The organism is Bradyrhizobium sp. USDA 3256 (assembly GCF_054058275.1).
The window spans coordinates 3305651-3322920 of sequence record NZ_JBSSAE010000002.1 but is presented as its reverse complement, the minus strand read 5'-3'; the positions used below and the strand labels follow the sequence as shown (position 1 = coordinate 3322920).

14 protein-coding genes are annotated in these 17270 nt (G+C 64.7%); 7 read left to right on the top strand and 7 right to left on the bottom strand.

The window, feature by feature from the left end; genetic code table 11:
• Positions 1 to 125 precede the first annotated feature (125 nt).
• The 5 genes from ACVWY5_RS17245 (at position 126) to mgtE (ending at position 7530) form a co-directional block, all read left to right on the top strand.
• Positions 126 to 2597: a sensor histidine kinase NtrY-like gene (locus tag ACVWY5_RS17245; RefSeq protein ID WP_028331956.1), complete on the top strand. Its 2472-nt coding sequence runs from the start codon at positions 126 to 128 to the stop codon at positions 2595 to 2597.
• A 17-nt stretch (positions 2598 to 2614) separates the two neighbouring features.
• A complete protein-coding gene (gene ntrX / locus ACVWY5_RS17240) occupies positions 2615 to 3985 on the top strand; it encodes a nitrogen assimilation response regulator NtrX (RefSeq protein ID WP_028331957.1) in 1371 nt (456 codons plus the stop codon).
• A 376-nt stretch (positions 3986 to 4361) separates the two neighbouring features.
• Positions 4362 to 4610, top strand: coding sequence for an RNA chaperone Hfq (hfq, locus tag ACVWY5_RS17235; protein WP_006020546.1), 249 nt, complete (start codon positions 4362 to 4364; stop codon positions 4608 to 4610).
• Positions 4611 to 4621: 11 nt separating this feature from the next.
• Complete coding sequence (gene hflX / locus ACVWY5_RS17230) at positions 4622 to 6004, top strand: GTPase HflX (protein ID WP_028331958.1); 1383 nt, start codon at positions 4622 to 4624, stop codon at positions 6002 to 6004.
• Between the two features lie 155 nt (positions 6005 to 6159).
• Positions 6160 to 7530, top strand: coding sequence for a magnesium transporter (mgtE, locus tag ACVWY5_RS17225; RefSeq protein WP_028331959.1), 1371 nt, complete (start codon positions 6160 to 6162; stop codon positions 7528 to 7530).
• Positions 7531 to 7674: 144 nt separating this feature from the next.
• Here mgtE and mazG read toward each other — a convergent pair whose 3' ends face one another.
• Positions 7675 to 8529 carry a nucleoside triphosphate pyrophosphohydrolase gene (mazG, locus tag ACVWY5_RS17220; protein ID WP_028331960.1) on the bottom strand — a complete coding sequence of 285 codons (855 nt, stop codon included), beginning with the start codon at positions 8527 to 8529 and terminating at the stop codon, positions 7675 to 7677.
• A gap of 128 nt (positions 8530 to 8657) precedes the next feature.
• On the opposite strand from mazG, the gene queC reads away from it, so the two are divergent.
• Positions 8658 to 9377: a 7-cyano-7-deazaguanine synthase QueC gene (queC, locus tag ACVWY5_RS17215; RefSeq protein WP_028331961.1), complete on the top strand. Its 720-nt coding sequence runs from the start codon at positions 8658 to 8660 to the stop codon at positions 9375 to 9377.
• A gap of 434 nt (positions 9378 to 9811) precedes the next feature.
• On the opposite strand, the gene ACVWY5_RS17210 is transcribed toward queC, so the two are convergent.
• Genes ACVWY5_RS17210 through nthA form a run of 3 tightly spaced genes read right to left on the bottom strand, consistent with a single transcriptional unit; the run spans position 9812 to position 11474 of the window.
• Complete coding sequence (locus ACVWY5_RS17210) at positions 9812 to 10189, bottom strand: nitrile hydratase accessory protein (RefSeq protein ID WP_028331962.1); 378 nt, start codon at positions 10187 to 10189, stop codon at positions 9812 to 9814.
• Positions 10189 to 10848 (bottom strand): nitrile hydratase subunit beta, encoded by a 660-nt coding sequence (nthB, locus tag ACVWY5_RS17205; RefSeq protein ID WP_028331963.1) that lies wholly within the window; start codon positions 10846 to 10848, stop codon positions 10189 to 10191. The genes ACVWY5_RS17210 and nthB overlap by 1 nt, the downstream gene beginning before the upstream one ends.
• Positions 10845 to 11474 (bottom strand): nitrile hydratase subunit alpha, encoded by a 630-nt coding sequence (gene nthA, locus ACVWY5_RS17200; protein WP_028331964.1) that lies wholly within the window; start codon positions 11472 to 11474, stop codon positions 10845 to 10847. The genes nthB and nthA overlap by 4 nt, the downstream gene beginning before the upstream one ends.
• Before the next feature lie 74 nt (positions 11475 to 11548).
• Here nthA and ACVWY5_RS17195 point away from each other — a divergent pair, with 74 nt between their 5' ends.
• Positions 11549 to 12355: an enoyl-CoA hydratase/isomerase family protein gene (locus ACVWY5_RS17195; protein WP_028331965.1), complete on the top strand. Its 807-nt coding sequence runs from the start codon at positions 11549 to 11551 to the stop codon at positions 12353 to 12355.
• A 246-nt stretch (positions 12356 to 12601) separates the two neighbouring features.
• Here the strand turns inward: ACVWY5_RS17195 and ACVWY5_RS17190 are convergent, their stop codons facing one another.
• From ACVWY5_RS17190 to ACVWY5_RS17180, 3 genes are read right to left on the bottom strand one after another with little or no spacing between them, the layout of a single operon-like run.
• Positions 12602 to 13174, bottom strand: coding sequence for a DUF6496 domain-containing protein (locus ACVWY5_RS17190; protein ID WP_321177272.1), 573 nt, complete (start codon positions 13172 to 13174; stop codon positions 12602 to 12604).
• Positions 13175 to 13216: 42 nt separating this feature from the next.
• Positions 13217 to 14401: an acetate/propionate family kinase gene (locus ACVWY5_RS17185; RefSeq protein WP_028331967.1), complete on the bottom strand. Its 1185-nt coding sequence runs from the start codon at positions 14399 to 14401 to the stop codon at positions 13217 to 13219.
• Positions 14402 to 14404: 3 nt separating this feature from the next.
• The gene (locus ACVWY5_RS17180) at positions 14405 to 16816 is read right to left on the bottom strand and encodes a phosphoketolase family protein (RefSeq protein ID WP_028331968.1); all 2412 of its coding nucleotides are present in this window, start codon (positions 16814 to 16816) and stop codon (positions 14405 to 14407) included.
• Positions 16817 to 17270: the final 454 nt, after the last annotated feature.

Genomic DNA, 17270 nt, shown 5'->3' with positions numbered 1-17270 from the left:
GGTTTTGAGGACACGGCGCCGCACCAGCGTTTGCGCCGCGGAAATGTCGCAATTCGGCAACATTGTGATATGATTGCATCAGTTCGCAATTCCCGCGGGCGATCGCTCTCAGCTCAATTGCCGGTATGACCAGCGCAGAGACCACCGCTTCAACATTACACGCCCCACCGGCCGAGCCCAATGCAGAGGCGCGGGGCTTCCCGCTGCGGCGCTGGCTGGCGCCGTTTGCCGTGGCCATCGCGCTGCTGTCCGCCTTCCTGACCTTCGTGGTGCTGACCGGGCTGACCCCGATCGAGCCCACGTCCGAGGTGGTCCGCTCCTTCCTGATGATCAATGCCGGCACCATCCTGCTGCTGGTCGGCATCATCGTCCGGGAAGTCTGGCAGATGGTGCAGGCGAGGCGGCGCGGCCGGGCCGCGGCGCGGCTGCATGTCCAGATCGTCGGCCTGTTCTCGGTGATCGCGGTGCTGCCCGCCGTGCTGGTGTCGATCGTGGCCAACGTCACCATCGAGCGCGGCCTCGACCGGCTGTTCTCGGGTCCCACCAAGCAGGTGATCCAGAATTCGCTGACCATCGCCAGCGCCTACATGCAGGAGCACGCCCAGCTCATCAACGGCGACACGCTGGCGATGGCCAATGACCTCGCCCATGCGCGGCCGCTCTACGACCAGGATCGCATGACGTTCCTGCAGCTGATGACGGCCGGCGCCGAGTCGCGCAATCTTCCGGTCGCGGTGCTGATGGACAAGGACGGCAAGATCGTCGCCAGCGCCGAGACCGGCGTTCGCCTGAACTACGAAGCGCCGCCGCCCGACATCCTGAAGGACATCAACGAGACCGAGCCGAAGATCTCGGTCTTTCCGGAAAACTACGTCGCCTCCGTGGTCCGCCTGCGGGCCTATGACGACATGTTCCTGTATGTGGCGCGGCTGCTCGATCCGGCGGTCGTTGCCCAGCTCAAGCAGACGCAGACCAGCGCGGCGGAATATGCCCAGCTCGAGACCCGCAGGCTCGGCATCCAGGTCGCGTTCGCGCTGATGTTCGCGGTGATCGCGCTGACCATCCTGATGGCCTCGGTGCTGATCGGGCTGAACTTCGCCAACGGGCTGGTGTCGCCGATCCGCCAGCTGATGGGCGCGGCGAGCGAGGTCTCGACCGGCAATCTCAATGTCCAGGTTCCCGTCAACAAGTCGGAAAGCGACCTCGCGCTGCTCGGCGAAATCTTCAACAAGATGACCCAGGAGCTGCGCACCCAGCGCAACGAGCTGGTCGATGCCAGCGAAACCATCGACAGCCGCCGCCGCTTCATCGAAGCGGTGTTGTCGTCGGCCTCTGCCGGCATCATCGGGGTCGACGCCTCAGGCACCATCGGCGTCCTCAACCGCTCGGCGGAGAAGCTGATCGGGCACGCCGAGTCCGAGACGCTCGGCCATCCGCTCTCGGACGTGCTGCCAGAGCTCGACGAGATGATGAAGACCGCCCGCGAGGGAACGCAGCGCCTGGTGCAGGGACAGGTCACGATCCTGCGCGACGGCCATGAGCGCAACCTGTCCGTCCGCGTCTCGGCCGAGCAGACCAGCCAGTCGCGCGACAGCTACATCATCACACTCGACGACATCACCGAGCTGGTGTCGGCGCAGCGCACCTCGGCCTGGGGCGACGTCGCCCGCCGCATCGCCCACGAGATCAAGAACCCGCTGACCCCGATCCAGCTCTCCGCCGAGCGCATCCGCCGCAAGTTCGGCAAGACCATCACCGAGGAGAAGGACAAGTCGATCTTCGAGCAGTGCACCGATACCATCGTGCGCCAGGTCGACGACATCAGGCGGATGGTCGACGAGTTCTCGCGCTTTGCGCGGATGCCGAAGCCGGTGATGGAAGGCGAGGACGTCGCCGACGTGGTGCGCCAGGCGGTGTTCCTGATGAAGGTCGCGCATCCCGATCTCGACATCGAGGCCGACATCAAGCAGTCGCCGCTGCCTGCCCAGTTCGACCGCCGGCTGATCTCGCAGGCGCTGACCAACATCATCAAGAATGCCACCGAGGCGATCGAGCAGGTCCCGCGCGAGGAGCTCGGCAAGGGCCGCATCGACGTCGTGGCGCAGCGCGAGAACGACGACATCCTGATCGACGTGGTCGACAACGGCATCGGCCTGCCCAAGGTCGCCCGCGCGCGCCTGCTCGAGCCCTATGTCACGACCCGGGCGAAGGGCACCGGCCTCGGCCTGGCGATCGTCGGCCGCGTTCTGGAGGACCATGGCGGCCGCATCGAGCTCAAGGATGCCTCCGATTTCCGCGATGGCCAGCGCGGCGCCTGGATGCGGCTACGCTTTGCCGTCACGGGCCAGGCGGCCAAGCCGGAGAACAAGCCCGAAAGCAAGGACCAAAAACCGGACGTCAAACCGGACAAGACCGTACCGGACAGTGAAAAAAATCCGCCGGAGGAGCCGACCAACGGCCCGGCACAAGCGACCAACAATGAACCAAAAATCCAAGAACCGACCCAGGAACCTATCCGAGATCCCGCTGATCAAGGGCCAAATAATCAAGAGCCAAATGCGCAAAAGCCAAAATTCAAAGCCGCGACGAGCGACTGACAAGGCAGGTGTAACCCATGGCAAGTGACATTCTGATTGTCGACGACGAAGCTGACATTCGCGACCTCGTTGCGGGTATTCTGGACGATGAGGGCTTTTCCACGCGCACCGCGCGCGACAGCGACTCGGCGCTCGCCGAGATCGCCAACCGCCGGCCCAATCTGGTCTTCCTCGACATCTGGCTGCAGGGCTCCAAGCTCGACGGCCTGCAGCTGCTCGAGCAGATCAAGAAGGACAATGCCGATCTGCCCGTCGTGATGATCTCGGGCCACGGCAATATCGAGACCGCGGTCGCCGCGATCAAGCGCGGCGCCTACGACTTCATCGAGAAGCCGTTCAAGTCGGACCGGCTGATCCTGGTCGCGACCCGGGCGCTGGAAACCTCGCGGCTCAAGCGCGAGGTGAAGGAGCTCAAGCAACTGGCTCCGGCGGCGAGCGTCCTGACCGGCCGCTCGGCTTGCATGAACCAGCTGCGCCAGACCATCGACCGCGCCGCCAAGGCCAACAGCCGCATCCTGATCGTCGGTCCCTCCGGCGCCGGCAAGGAACTTGCCGCGCGCACGCTGCACCATGCCTCCGGGCGCGCCGAGGGGCCGTTCGTGGTGATCAATGCGGCCGCGATCACGCCGGAGCGTATGGAGATCGAGCTGTTCGGCATCGAGGGATCGAACGGCGAACAGCAGCGCAAGGCCGGCGCGCTCGAGGAGGCGCATGGCGGCACGCTGTTCATCGACGAGATCGCGGACATGCCCCGCGAGACCCAGAACAAGATTCTGCGTGTGCTGGTCGATCAGACCTTCCAGCGTCAGGGCGGCACCGGCAAGGTTCATGTCGACGTCCGCATCATCTCCTCGACCGCGCGCAATCTCGAGGAGGAGATCGCCGCAGGCCGCTTCCGCGAGGACCTCTATCATCGCCTCTCAGTGGTGCCGATCCGCGTACCGCCGCTGTCGGAGCGACGCGAGGACATCCCCGAGCTGATCGACTATTTCATGGACCAGATCTCGGCCGCCACCGGCCTGCCGAAGCGGCAAATCGGGCAGGACGCGATGGCGGTCCTGCAGTCGCACGTCTGGCCGGGCAACGTCCGCCAGCTCCGCAACAATGTCGAGCGCGTGATGATCCTGGCCGGCGGCGGTCCGGAGGCGATCATCACCGCCGATATGCTGCCGCAGGACGTCGGCTCGATGGTGCCGGCGATGCCGACCTCCAACAATGGCGAGCACATCATGGGCCTGCCGTTGCGCGAGGCGCGCGAGGTGTTCGAGCGCGACTATCTGATCGCCCAGATCAGCCGTTTCTCCGGCAATATCTCGCGCACCGCGGAGTTCGTCGGCATGGAGCGCTCGGCGCTGCATCGCAAGCTGAAGGCGCTCGGGGTCGGCTGACCCCCGGCGCGGCAGGTCGGCAGGTCCGCCGGCGGCTCGGAGCGGAGCCCCGGCGGTTACCAGCCGGGGAGCCGACAGGCGGCTCTCGGGGGCGGTTTGGTCGATCAGCGGGGCGAGGGCGGGGTCGGTACAACCGGGGATTTATCCACTCTCCACGAGAATATTCGTCTCTTTCCCCGCACTTTCTTAGAATTGCCACCGTGTTCCTACCGACTGCACCGCGAACTGGCTTGCCTAAAAACCGCGCGTAGCCTCTAATCCTACCGCTATGCCTGCCGGAGGGGGATCTCGTGGCAGGTGGGCAGCCGGAGGAGGCTCCGTCAGAGAGCAGCAACCGGTTCAATAAAAAGAAGCACAAGCTTGCGGGACAAAAACAATGGCGGCAGACCGCGCACAAAATCTACAAGACACCTTCCTTAATCACGTTCGTAAAACCAAGACGCCACTGACGATATTTCTGGTCAACGGAGTAAAGCTGCAGGGCATTGTCACGTGGTTCGACAATTTCTGCTTGCTGCTGCGGCGCGATGGTCACTCGCAGCTGGTCTACAAGCACGCGATCTCGACCATCATGCCCGGAGCTCCGATTCAGTTGTTCGAAGGTGGTGAGGACGCACCGGCTTGAGAGTGAACTGATTGGAACCCTTCAATCGTGAAGGGGGCGCCGACCGTGCGCGGTCGGCGGGGGACGGCAGCACCGGGCGGGTGATCGTCATCGGCCCGTACCTGCGCACGCGCCGTGGCGACGGCGATGCGCAGACCGATTCCTCTGTCCGCGACTATGAAGCGCGGATCGAGGAAGCCGCCGGCCTCGCCGGTGCGATCGACCTCAGTGTTGTGGACTCGGTCATCGCGCCGGTCAGTCAGATCCGGCCCGCGACCTACCTCGGCAAGGGTAAGGTCGAGGAAATCAACGGGCTCGTCGCCAGCAACCAGGTCGAGCTCGTGGTGATGGATTGCGCGCTGTCGCCGATCCAGCAGCGCAATCTCGAGAAGGCCTGGAGCACCAAGGTACTCGACCGCACCGGCCTGATCCTGGAAATCTTCGGCCGCCGCGCCAAGACCAAGGAAGGCGCGCTGCAGGTCGAACTCGCCCATCTCAACTACCAGCGCAGCCGCCTGGTGCGGTCCTGGACCCATCTCGAGCGCCAGCGCGGCGGCTTCGGCTTCATGGGTGGCCCCGGCGAAACCCAGATCGAGGCCGACCGCCGCCTGATCAGCGAGCGCATCACCAAGCTCGAAGGCGAGTTGAAGAAGGTGCAGGCGACGCGGCGGCTGCATCGCGCCGGCCGCCAGCGCGTGCCGTATCGCGTGGTGGCGCTGGTCGGCTACACCAATGCCGGCAAATCGACGCTGTTCAACCGCCTGACCCGCGCCGACGTGCAGGCAGCGGACATGCTGTTTGCGACGCTCGACCCGACCCTGCGCGCGCTCAACCTGCCGCATGGCGGCAAGGCGATGCTTTCCGACACGGTCGGCTTCATCTCCAATTTGCCGACCCAGCTCGTGGCCGCGTTCCGCGCCACGCTGGAAGAGGTGCTGGAAGCCGACATCATCCTGCATGTTCGCGACATCTCCCATGAGGATGCGGAGGCGCAGGAGCGCGACGTTGAGGCAGTGTTGCGCCGGCTCGGCATCGATCCCGACGCCGACGGCGGTCAGCGTATCATCGAGGTCTGGAACAAGATCGACCGCTTCGATCCCGAGGAGCGGGACAATTTGGGCAATATCGCCGCGCGCCGTCCGCTGGAGCGGCCATGCTTCCTGGTTTCGGCCGCAACAGGCGAGGGGATCGATGCGCTGCTCGCCGCGATCGAGGATCGCCTCGCGGCCAAGCGCGCGACGCTCAATCTCTCGATCGATGCCTCCGATGGCGCCGGCATCAGCTGGCTGCACCGCAATGCCGAGGTCCTGAACAAGGAGCTGCATGGCGAGCGCTTCGACATGACGGTGCGCGTCGACGAGACCAAGCGCGACATCGTGATGAGCCGGTTCGCCGCCGTCCCCTACGAGGCGTAAGCCCTCGAATACGGGGCCCTGCAATCTTTCGAAATATGACGATGCCGTGACGTTGCAGGGCGCCGATGCGCCTGCGACGTGGCGTCGCACTTTCTGTTTGAAATCCGCGCCGCCTTGGTTCATTGCGCTGCAGAACGCAAAGCCGAGGCGGATCGATGCAGGACACCAGCGAAATCATCACGAAAGAGACGCTCGCCGGCCAGAGCGGTGATCTTGCCCACGAGCGAGCGCCCGAAATCGTCGAGGCGCTCAATGCCTGCGAGCCCGCGGATGCCGCGGAGCTGCTGCGATCGCTGCCGGCCGAGAAGGCGATCGAGGTGCTCGACCTGCCCGGGCTCGACAACACCTGCGAGATCCTCGCCGAGCTACCGAAAGATACCGCGGTCTCGCTGCTGTCGGGCGTCTCCGACGACCGTGCCGCCGATATCTTCAAGGAGCTGGTCGAGCCGCTGCGCACCACGCTGCTGAACGGGCTCAATCCGGAGACCCGCAACGTCATCTCGGGGCTGTTGGCCTATCCCGAGCGCAGCGCTGGCAGCATCATGACGACCGAGTTCGTCAGCGTGCCCTCGAGCTGGACCATTGCCGAGGTCCTGCATCACATCCGGATGGTCGAGCGCACCCGCGAGACCGTCTACTCGATCTTCGTGATCGACCCAGTCAAGAAGACCCTGATCCAGGCCGTGCCGCTGCGCCGTCTGATCTCGGGCGATCCGCACGCCAATGTGCTGACCGCGGCGCCGGCGCGGAAGCCGCTGATGATCTCGCCGGAGGCCGACCGCATGGAGGCGGCGCGGCTGATCTCGCGCTACGACCTGCTCGCCGTCGCCGTCGTCGACGGCCCAGGCCATATCCTCGGCATCGTCACGGTCGACGACGTCATCGATGCCATCGTCGAGGAATCGACCGAGGACGCCCAGAAGTTCGGCGGCATGGAAGCGATCGACGAGCCGTATTTGCGGATCGGTTTCGGCGAGATGATCAAGAAGCGCGCCGGCTGGCTGTGCGCGCTGTTCCTGTCGGAAATGCTGACCGCGACCGCAATGCAGTCGTACCAGAGCGAGCTCGAGAGGGCGATCGTCCTGACGCTGTTCATCCCGCTGATCATGAGCTCGGGCGGCAATTCCGGCTCGCAGGCAACCTCGCTGTTGATCCGCTCGCTGGCGCTGCACGAGGTGCGGCTGCGCGACTGGTGGCGTGTCGCCGTGCGCGAGGTGCCGACTGGTATCGTGCTCGGCGCCATTCTCGGCCTGATCGGCGTCGTCAGAATTACGCTGTGGCAGACGCTCGGCCTGTTCGACTACGGCCCGCATTGGGTGCTCGTCGCTGCGACCGTCGGTGTCGCGCTGATCGGCATCGTCACCTTCGGATCGCTGTGCGGCTCGATGCTGCCATTCATCCTCAAACGCATCGGCTTCGACCCGGCCAGCGCCTCCGCGCCGTTCGTCGCGACACTGGTCGACGTCACCGGCCTCGTGATCTATTTCGGCGTTGCCGCGGTGATCCTGCGCGGGACGCTGTTGTGAGCCAGTTGTGGGAAGAGGCAGTCCTGTCCCGCACACTCATTGTCGTCCCTGCGAAAGCAGGAACCCATAACCACCGGCCCTCATCGTTGAGCACGGTCGCAGTTCCGCGTTTGCGCGGGACTGTCACCGTCAGTCACAGTTAGATCACGCGGTATGGGTCCCGGCTTTCGCCGGGACGACGGCGGTGTTTGCGCCCTTCGCCTCATTCCACAACGCGTCCATCTCCTCCAGCGACGCACCATCGAGCGAACGTCCCTTCGCCGCCAGCGCCTTCTCGATATAGGCGAAGCGCCGCTCGAACTTGGCGTTGGTCGCGCGCAGCGCCGCTTCCGGATCGGCGTCGACGTGGCGGGCGAGGTTGACCAGCGCGAACATCAGGTCGCCGGTTTCCTCCGCGATCTCCGCCTTGTCGTTGCGGTCGAGCGCGGCCTCTATCTCGTCGGCCTCCTCGCGTATCTTGGCGAGCACCGCGCGCGGGTCGTTCCAGTCGAAGCCGACGGTGGACGCCTTGCGCTGCAACTCCATCGCGCGCGTCAGGGCAGGCAGGCCCGCCTTCACGCTCGACAGCAGCGATTTGTGCGCGGTCTCTTCGGGCGGCCGCCGCGCCGCGCGCTCGGCCTTCTCCTCGGCCTTGATCCGTTCCCAGGCGCTCTTGACGCCGGCCGGCTGGATATTGCCGTCCTTGTCGGCGAAGACGTGCGGATGACGGCGGATCATCTTCCTGGTGATCGCCTCGACCACGTCGCCGAACGCGAACGCGTTCTGCTCCTCGGCCATCCTGGCGTGATAGACCACCTGCAGCAGGAGGTCGCCGAGCTCCTCGCGCAAATCGTCGAGATCGCCGCGCGTGATCGCATCCGCAACCTCATAGGCCTCCTCGATCGTGTAGGGCACGATGGTCTCGAAATTCTGCACGAGGTCCCACGGGCAGCCGGTCACCGGCGTGCGCAGCGCGGCCATGATCTCGATCAGGCGGGAAATGTCGCGGCATGGGGTCATGGGGCACCGCCATCAAAGAGGTATTGGCTTTATGCCAAAACACCCCTCCCGATCCCAGCAAAACACGCCGGAAACACGGCACTGTCCACGGATTGGCCACGGCGCCGTCAGGTGCTAAATCGCGTTCCATGACCGATCAGAACGCTTCCGACACCGCGCTGGTGCTGTTTTCCGGCGGCCAGGATTCCACCACGTGCCTTGCCTGGGCCTTGTCGGGCTTTGCCCGCGTCGAGATGCTCGGCTTCACCTATGGCCAACGCCACGCGATCGAGCTCGATTGCCGGGACCAGCTGCTGGCCGGGATCAAGCGGGTCCGGCCGGAATGGTCCGCGAAGCTCGGCGACAGCCACACGCTTGATATCCCGACGCTGTCGGAGATTTCCGACACCGCGCTGACCCGCGACGTCGCGATCGAAATGGGCGCGGACGGCTTGCCGAACACCTTCGTGCCCGGCCGCAACCTCGTGTTCCTCACCTTTGCTGGGGCGCTGGCCTATCGGCGCGGCATCCGCCACATCATCGGCGGCATGTGCGAGACCGACTATTCCGGCTACCCGGATTGCCGCGACGAGACCATCAAGGCATTGCAGTCCGCGCTCAATCTCGGCATGGCCAGGGATTTCGAGCTGCACACGCCGCTGATGTGGCTCGACAAGGCCGCGACCTGGCGGCTCGCGCACGAGCTCGGCGGAGCAGGGCTGGTCGACCTGATCCGCGAGCACTCGCACACCTGCTATCTCGGCGAACGCGGCGCGCAGCACGATTGGGGCTATGGCTGCGGGGAATGTCCGGCCTGCAGCCTGCGGGCCAAGGGGTGGCGGGAGTACGTCGCGCAGGGTGGCCCGTAACCGTGGGCTGATGGCCCCGCAGGGCGCACGGCCAAAATATCGAAAACAACCCCATGCAAAGGCTCCGGCGGCTGCTGGCGTTCGACACGGCAACTTGACACGTCGGGCAACTCAACGGTACTCTTCTATTATACAGAAATAGCGCAGGTGCGGCTCGATTGGGTCATCCGGTGCGCTGCGGCTTCTCGGCTCAATCTCTGGAATGCTGGATTACCAGGCATACGCAGGTGCTGACAGCGCTAGGTATGGCGCCTTGAATCGCGAACTCATCCCCATCGTCGTCCCGGCGAAGGCCGGAACCCATAACCACGAATGGTCATTGTTGAGCGATGGTGGAACGACAAGCCGCGTTCACACAATATCCGCCGCGGAGTCCGCCGCGGAGTATGGGTCCCTGCTTTCGCAGGGACGACGGGGAGAGAATCGGGCGAGCGCTACGCAAAATCCGCCGCCGTCAGCACGATCGGCTGGCCGTGCGGGGTGCGGTCGGCGGCGTGGTCCCAGGCGTCGCGGTAGCGGTGCAGCGTCTCCGGTGTCGTGACGCCCTTGGCGGCGACGAGATGTTCGAGCGTCGCGAGCCAGTGCTGGTAGTAGGTCTCGCCGGTGTCGGGATCGCCGGCGGCCTGCGCGCGCTTGATCTGGTCGGCAAGCGCCGCCGCCCATTCGGTCCAGGTGAACACGCCGCGGTCATGCAGCGTCAAGGCCATGGCGAACGCCTGCGCTTCCCAGGGAGCGCGGAACACCGGGCCGTCCTGGTCGCGGGGGATGCTGGAGACGGCGCTGGTGGCGCGCGCGGCGGCACCTGCATCCATCACACGGCCTCCAGATACGGCTCGAACGCGTCGATCGAGACCTTGATGGTCGGATCGGAGTCCGGTCCCCACAACTCGCTTCCGTCGAACACGACGGTGTAGAGCCATTGCGGATGCTCGCCGGCGTCGTTGGCCACCGTATCGGGAAACACGTGACAGCCATGATCGCGCTCGATCACCCCGACGTGACCGCGCACATAGCGCGGCAGCCGCGTGTGCGTGGCGGGATGGATGTTCTTCGCCCGCACCCGATCGCCGGCCTTGAATTTCGCAGGTCCCGGCGCGGCGCGGCCGAACTTGCCGCGCACCATCACGCGCTCGACATCGGCGACGGAGAACTTGCCGTGCTTGAGCGATTTCGCCGGCGCGACGGAATGCCCGGCGGCGACGTCGTCGTTCGAGATGAAGCCCTTGTCGAGCAGCAGGGCTTCCAGCCCAAGCAGCCATTTCCTGTAGTAAGAGCTCGACAGATAGACCTGCGGGGGCAGGGTCTCGCGATAGAAGCGCGACGCGTCGATGTTGAAGGCGCCGGCCGCACCCATCGCGCGGACCATGGCGAGCACCCGGGATTCCCATTCCTCATGGAACATCGGCTCGTTCGGCTCGGGCTCGACCTTGCCGAACCCGTCCATGCCGCCCATGTCGTGGACGCCGTTCATGACGGCGCTCCCGGTCTTTTGGGAAAGCCGGTGCCGATCATGGAATCGCGCGTCACCAGCTCGGCGAGCTGGTCTTCGCTCCAGCCCTCGGTGCCTTCGGGCCGCATCGGCAGCACCAGGAAGCGCGTCTCCGCGGTCGAATCCCAGACCCGGATTTCCGTCTCCTTCGGCAGGCTGACGCCGAAATCGGCGAGCACGCCGCGCGGATCCTTGACCGCGCGCGAGCGATACGGCGAGGCCTTGTACCAGACCGGCGGCAGCCCGAGCATTTCCCAGGGATAACAGGAGCACAATGTGCAGACGACCATGTTGTGGCGGCCGGGTGTGTTCTCGATCGCGACCAGATGGTCGCCGACTCGGCTGACATGGCCGAGGGTGCCGACCGCCTTGCTGGCGTCCTCGAGCAGCGCCTTCTTGAAGGCGGGATCGGTCCAGGCCTTGGCGACGACCCGGGCGCCGTTATGCGGGCCGATCTTGGTCTCGTAGGCCTGCACGATGGCGTCGAGCGCGGCAGCCTCGACATAGCCCTTCTCGGTCAGGATCGATTCCAGCGCGCGGACGCGCAGTTCGGTCTCCGACAGTTCGGAATGGTCGTGATCGTGGTGGTGATGATCATGGTCGCTCATGCCCACAGAATAGGCGAAACCGTCGTGCTATGTCGAGGCAGGCAGTACACAAGAATGCGAGCGGGGAGGTATGCGTGGTTGACTATGTGACGATCGAGAAGGGCCTCGGGCCGGACGGCCGCATCGCCGTGGTGCGGTTCGACCGCGGCGACGGTATCAACGCGCTGTCGCCGGAGGCACTGCGGCAGCTGACTGACGCGGCGCGCAGTTTCGAGGACGATGGCGAGACCTCGGTGGTGGTGCTGACCGGCGGCGCCAAATCGTTCAGCGCCGGCTTCGACCTCAAGGATGCCGAAGGACGTTCGCGCCAGGCCATGGACATGGGCTCGCTGCGCCGGCACCTGAAGCTCGGGCCGCGGCTGACGCGCGCCTGGCAGGACATGGAGCAAGTCACGATCGGCGCGATTGAGGGCTTTTGCGTCGGCGGCGGCGTGGCACTCGCGGTCGCGCTGGATTTCCGCGTCATGGCGCGCGACGCACATATGCGGGTGCCGGAAATCGCGCTCGGCATGAACATGAGCTGGCAGAGCGTGCCGCGCATGCTGCATCTGATGGGACCGGCGCGCACCAAGCAGGCGGTGATCCTGGCCGACGATCGGATCTCGGCCGAGGAGGCCTACGAGTGGGGCCTGGTGGAGCAGGTGACCGATCCTGGAAAGTCATATGACGCCGCGATGGCGCTCGCGGCCAAGGTCGCCGCCCAGCCGCCGATCTCGGTCGCGATGACCAAGCTGACGGTCAACCGGCTCGCGCATGCGCTCGACGATCTTGCCAGCCACATGGACCTCGACCAGTTCGCGCTGGCGAGCCTGACCGAGGATCACAAGGAAGGCGTCGCGGCCTTCCTCGGACGGCGGAAGCCGCGCTTCAAGGGGCGCTGATGCGCGTCGTTCAAGAGCCTTTCCAGGCTTCGGAATGGCCAAGGCCCTGACGCCGGGCCGAAGCGTCAGGGCCTTTGCAGTGCGGAGACGACCCCGGCACCTTTGCGGGCCCTGGGGCCGACGCTGGGGTCATCCGCCTGCACCGTTGTCGAGACCGAGCATGTAGTGGGTATCATGCGCCCATCACCGGTGTCCGCATTTGCCTATGTGAATCGCCATCGTCGTCCTCTCCTCGGACCGCCAGGCTTACTTTCGCTGCCGCGCTCTGGTGCGGGCTGCTTTCTTTGCTGCGGCCGAACGGACGGCCGATCCCTTGGTTTTTGCCGCCTTGCGTGCCGCGGCCGAGCGGGCCGATGCAGAACGCCGCGAGGCCGCGCGCCGCGTTTGTTTCGACAGCGCCGCGTGCGACGCCGCGCTGCGCGGTTCCCGTTTCAGGACGTTGGACACCGCTCGCGAGACGCGTGGTCTGCGTCTGGTCTTTCGCTTGCCCTGGCCCGCCTCATAGGCGTACTCCGCGCTCTTGCGGGTGGCTGCCTTGGCCGCGCCTTTCTTGGGTGGACGGAGCGCAACGCCCGCGCGCCTCGCCTTCGACAGGCCGATTGCAATGGCCTGTTTGGAAGATCGCGCTCCGTGCTTGCCACGGCGAACCTTGCGAATTTCCTCGTGCACGAACTCGCCCGCCTGGGTGGTCGTCGACTTTCCCGCGCGCCGGTCCTGTCTGGCCTTTTGCATCGTCTTTCGTTCCGGCATCATCGTTCTCCCGTTGCCGATTTCGGTTTCCGGGACATCAACGTCCGGCTCAAGGAGACGGTCCTTCAAGCGTCGATTTAGCCACTGCCGCAGGAGCGCCTCTCGTCGATCCTAGGTTCCCGAGATCAAGGCTGCGCAGTGGTGAGCGATCGTTGCTTCCTCGTTTGTCGCCATGACGAGCACGTCCACCGAACTGTCCTTGCCAGCAATGTGCAGCTGTGCCGCGGTGTTGGCCGATCGATCGAGCTGGACACCCAGCCATCCCAGTCGGTCGCAGACCTGGCTGCGAACTTCGCTCGCGTGCTCGCCGATACCGCCGGTGAACACCAGGCATTCCAATCCGCCCAGCGTGCCAGCCATAGCGGCGACTTGTTGCGCGATGCGGAACGTGAAGAGATCAACCGCTTCCTTCGCGGCAGGCTCCTGGCTTGCGAGCAAGACACGCATGTCGGAGGACACGCCCGAAACGCCGAGCAGGCCCGATTGGTGATAAAGCAGCTGCTCAAGGTCGTCGACCGACATGCCGTGCCGCTGCTGGAGGTAAAGCAGAACGCCCGGATCGATCGTGCCGCAACGGGTCCCCATGACCAGGCCGTCGAGAGGCGTCAGACCCATCGTGGTGTCGATGCTCCGGCCGTTGCGCATGGCGCAAAGGCTCGCGCCATTACCGAGATGCGCCACCACGGTGCGCTTCGCGGAAAACTCCGCCGAGATGTCGGCAAGGCGGCCTGCGACATATTCAAAGGAGAGGCCGTGAAAGCCGTAGCGCCGAATGCCGGCGCGTTCGAGATGTCTCGGGATCGCAAACCGATTGACGGGCGGCGCGATGCCATGATGGAACGACGTGTCGAAGCATGCGACCTGCATCAGTTCCGGCCGGATCGCGCTGATTGCCCGGATTGGCGTCAGGCAGCGAGGCTGATGCAGCGGCGCCAGCGGGGTGAGGGCGTCGAGGACGGCAAGCACCGTCCGATTGACTTCGACCGGTCGCGGAAATTCGCGGCCGCCGTGTACGACGCGATGCCCGACGGCACGCAGCCGCTCGCCGAGATGATGTTCGATCCGTGCCAGGACATCGGCGAACAGCCGATCGGGCGACGCATCTGGTTCGGCTTGCTCCAACGCGAACGACGCGCGGCCGGCTGGATCGGTGAAGACCAATCGCGACGCGCCCTCGTGCTCGTCGATCTGTGCCTTGCAGAGCAGCGTGGGATCGGTATGCGAAGCATCGAAAACGCCGAACTTGATGCTCGACGAGCCGGAGTTGACGACCAGAACCGCATCGGACGTCGGCATGGCTCAACCACCGAATTTGGCAGGGGTGGCGCCGGCAGTGCCGTTCGGCCAGACCCAGTCTCGAACCTCCGGCATGTCCTCGCCATGCTCGCGCACATATCGCGCATGCGCGATCAAGGCGTTCCGGTATCCTTGCTTGATCTGTGCGGCCCTGGTGGCGAGCCCCGGCACGCGCTCGATCACCTCGATCGCGAGATGATAGCGGTCGAGCCCATTGAGAACGACCATGTCGAAAGGTGTGGTCGTCGTACCTTCCTCGACAAAGCCGCGCACGTGCATGTTGTCGTGATTGGCCCGGCCATAGGTGAGCCGGTGGATCAGATATGGGTAGCCGTGGTAGGCGAATATGACGGGGCGATCGCGCGTGAACAGGCTGTCGAAGTCGCGATCGCTGAGGCCATGAGGGTGCTGTTGCCTCGGCTGCAGCGTCATCAGGTCGACGACGTTGACCACGCGGATATTGAGGTCGGGGAGGGCCTTGTGCAGCAGATCAACGGCGGCGAGCGTCTCCAGCGTCGGAACGTCACCCGCGCAAGCCATCACGACATCGGGCTCGCGTGTGGCATCCTCGGTTCCGGCCCACGTCCAGATGCCAATGCCGGCATCGCAATGAGTGGCGGCGTCCTGCATCGAAAGCCATTGCGCGGACGGTTGTTTGCCGGCGACAATGACATTGATCCGATCGTAGGTTCGCAGGCAGTGATCGGCGACCCATAGCAGCGTGTTGGCGTCGGGCGGGAAATAGACACGGACGATGTCGGCTTTCTTGTTGGTGACCAGATCGACAAAGCCAGGATCCTGGTGACTGAAGCCGTTGTGATCCTGGCGCCAGACATGCGACGTCAGCAGATAGTTGAGCGAAGCGATCGAACGCCGCCACGACAATTGGCGCGAGACCTTCAGCCATTTTGCGTGCTGGTTGAACATTGAATCCACGATGTGGACGAACGCTTCATAGCAGGAGAAGAAGCCATGACGTCCGGTCAATAGATAGCCCTCCAGCCAGCCCTGGCAGAGGTGCTCGCTGAGGACTTCCATGACGCGGCCGTCTTGAGCGAGATGGACATCATACGGCTCGGTCGGCTCCATCCAGACCCGGTCGGTGGCTTCGAACACGGCATCCAGCCGGTTCGAGGCGGTTTCATCAGGCCCCATGATGCGGAAATTGCCGGCATCCGCATTCAGCTTGAGGACATCGCGCAGGTATTTTCCGAGCTCGTGGGTCGCTGCGGCGACCGTCTGACCCGGATGCTTCACGTCGACGGCAAATGCGCGGCAATCCGGCAGCCGGAGCTCACGTTTCAAAAGGCCGCCATTGGCGTGCGGATTGGCGCCCATCCGGCGGTTCGCGGTCGGGGCGAGGGCCTGGAGCTCCGGGATCAGCGCACCATCCTTGTCGAACAGGTGCTCGGGATGGTAGCTGCGCATCCAGTCTTCAAGCAGCCTGAGATGCGCGGGGTTGTCGCGGACTTGCGCGATCGGTACCTGGTGCGCGCGCCAAAAGCCCTCGACTTTGAGCCCGTCGACCTCCTTCGGACCGGTCCAGCCCTTCGGACTGCGCAGCACGATCATCGGCCAGCGCGGCCGCTCCGATCGTTTGCCGCCTCGCGCCTCGGTTTGGATCTTGTGAATTGCCGCAAGCGCGTCATCGAGGGCGGCAGCCATGGCGCGATGCATCGGCATCGGATCGTCGCCCTCGACGAAAAGCGGCTCATGTCCGTAGCCGCGAAAGAGGCTGCGGATTTCCTCGTCGCCCATCCGCCCGAGCACCGTCGGATTGGCGATCTTGTAGCCGTTGAGATGCAGGATCGGCAGCACCGCTCCGTCACGCGCGGGATTCAGGAACTTGTTCGAGTGCCACGATGCAGCAAGCGGACCGGTTTCCGCCTCGCCGTCGCCGACGACGCAGGCCACGATCAGATCCGGATTGTCGAACGCCGCGCCATAGGCGTGGACCAGCGAATAGCCGAGCTCGCCACCTTCATGAATGGAGCCGGGCGTTTCCGGTGCCGCGTGGCTTGGGATACCGCCGGGGAAGGAAAACTGCCGGAACAGTTTGCGCAGACCGTCCGCGTCTCGGCCGATGTCGGGATAGATCTCGCTGTAGGTGCCTTCGAGATAAGTGTTCGCCACCATGCCCGGACCGCCATGTCCGGGACCGCAAATGTAGATGACGTTGAGATCAAGCGCGCGAATGACCCGGTTGAGATGGGCATAGACGAAATTCAGGCCCGGCGTGGTGCCCCAATGGCCGAGCAGGCGGGGCTTGATGTGTTCCTTGCGCAGCGGCTCGCCGAGCAGCGGATTGTCGAGAAGATAGATCTGGCCGACCGAAAGGTAATTGGCGGCGCGCCAGTAGCGGTCGAGCAGGTCGAGATTGCCGGCGGTCGTTCTTTGTTCGATCGTTGCCTTCATGGAGCCAACTCCTTCCCAAAACAATCACAACAGCTACAGGTTGATCCGTCCGGTGATGATCGTGCTCGACTGATGGCGAGGCCGGGCGGGACGTCGGGCAGCGATAGTGGCGGCGGTTCTTGGCTGACGCATTGCGTTCGCCGGCTCCAACCGCAGGCGCCGATCCTCGTTCCTTCCTTTGCCGCCTTGGAGCGGCGCATCCGCACAGCCTAGCGGTGACGGCGACTGATTTGTTCTTCGACATCGGCAAACAAGGCATCTCCGGGCGGGATCACCGATCTCTCATATGTAAATGCCGGAACCAGGCAGAGAGATGACAAGCGACAGCGAATGATGTTTCGACCGCGATTCGATATCCGCCATAGTCAGCCGAAGGTACAGTTGATGAATCTCATCGACCGCTACTTTTTCGCAGCAACGATGACCGTGACAATTGTACTCTGGCTGTACCTTG

Coding starts and splice junctions, on each gene's coding strand:
- ACVWY5_RS17180 (WP_028331968.1), bottom strand. CDS start 16,816: ATGAAGGCAACGATCGAACAAAGAACGACCGCCGGCAATCTCGACCTG.
- ACVWY5_RS17245 (WP_028331956.1), top strand. CDS start 126: ATGACCAGCGCAGAGACCACCGCTTCAACATTACACGCCCCACCGGCC.
- ACVWY5_RS17210 (WP_028331962.1), bottom strand. CDS start 10,189: ATGGATGCAGGTGCCGCCGCGCGCGCCACCAGCGCCGTCTCCAGCATC.
- nthB (WP_028331963.1), bottom strand. CDS start 10,848: ATGAACGGCGTCCACGACATGGGCGGCATGGACGGGTTCGGCAAGGTC.
- mazG (WP_028331960.1), bottom strand. CDS start 8,529: ATGACCCCATGCCGCGACATTTCCCGCCTGATCGAGATCATGGCCGCG.
- nthA (WP_028331964.1), bottom strand. CDS start 11,474: ATGAGCGACCATGATCATCACCACCACGATCACGACCATTCCGAACTG.
- ACVWY5_RS17185 (WP_028331967.1), bottom strand. CDS start 14,401: ATGCCGACGTCCGATGCGGTTCTGGTCGTCAACTCCGGCTCGTCGAGC.
- ntrX (WP_028331957.1), top strand. CDS start 2,615: ATGGCAAGTGACATTCTGATTGTCGACGACGAAGCTGACATTCGCGAC.
- mgtE (WP_028331959.1), top strand. CDS start 6,160: ATGCAGGACACCAGCGAAATCATCACGAAAGAGACGCTCGCCGGCCAG.
- queC (WP_028331961.1), top strand. CDS start 8,658: ATGACCGATCAGAACGCTTCCGACACCGCGCTGGTGCTGTTTTCCGGC.
- hfq (WP_006020546.1), top strand. CDS start 4,362: ATGGCGGCAGACCGCGCACAAAATCTACAAGACACCTTCCTTAATCAC.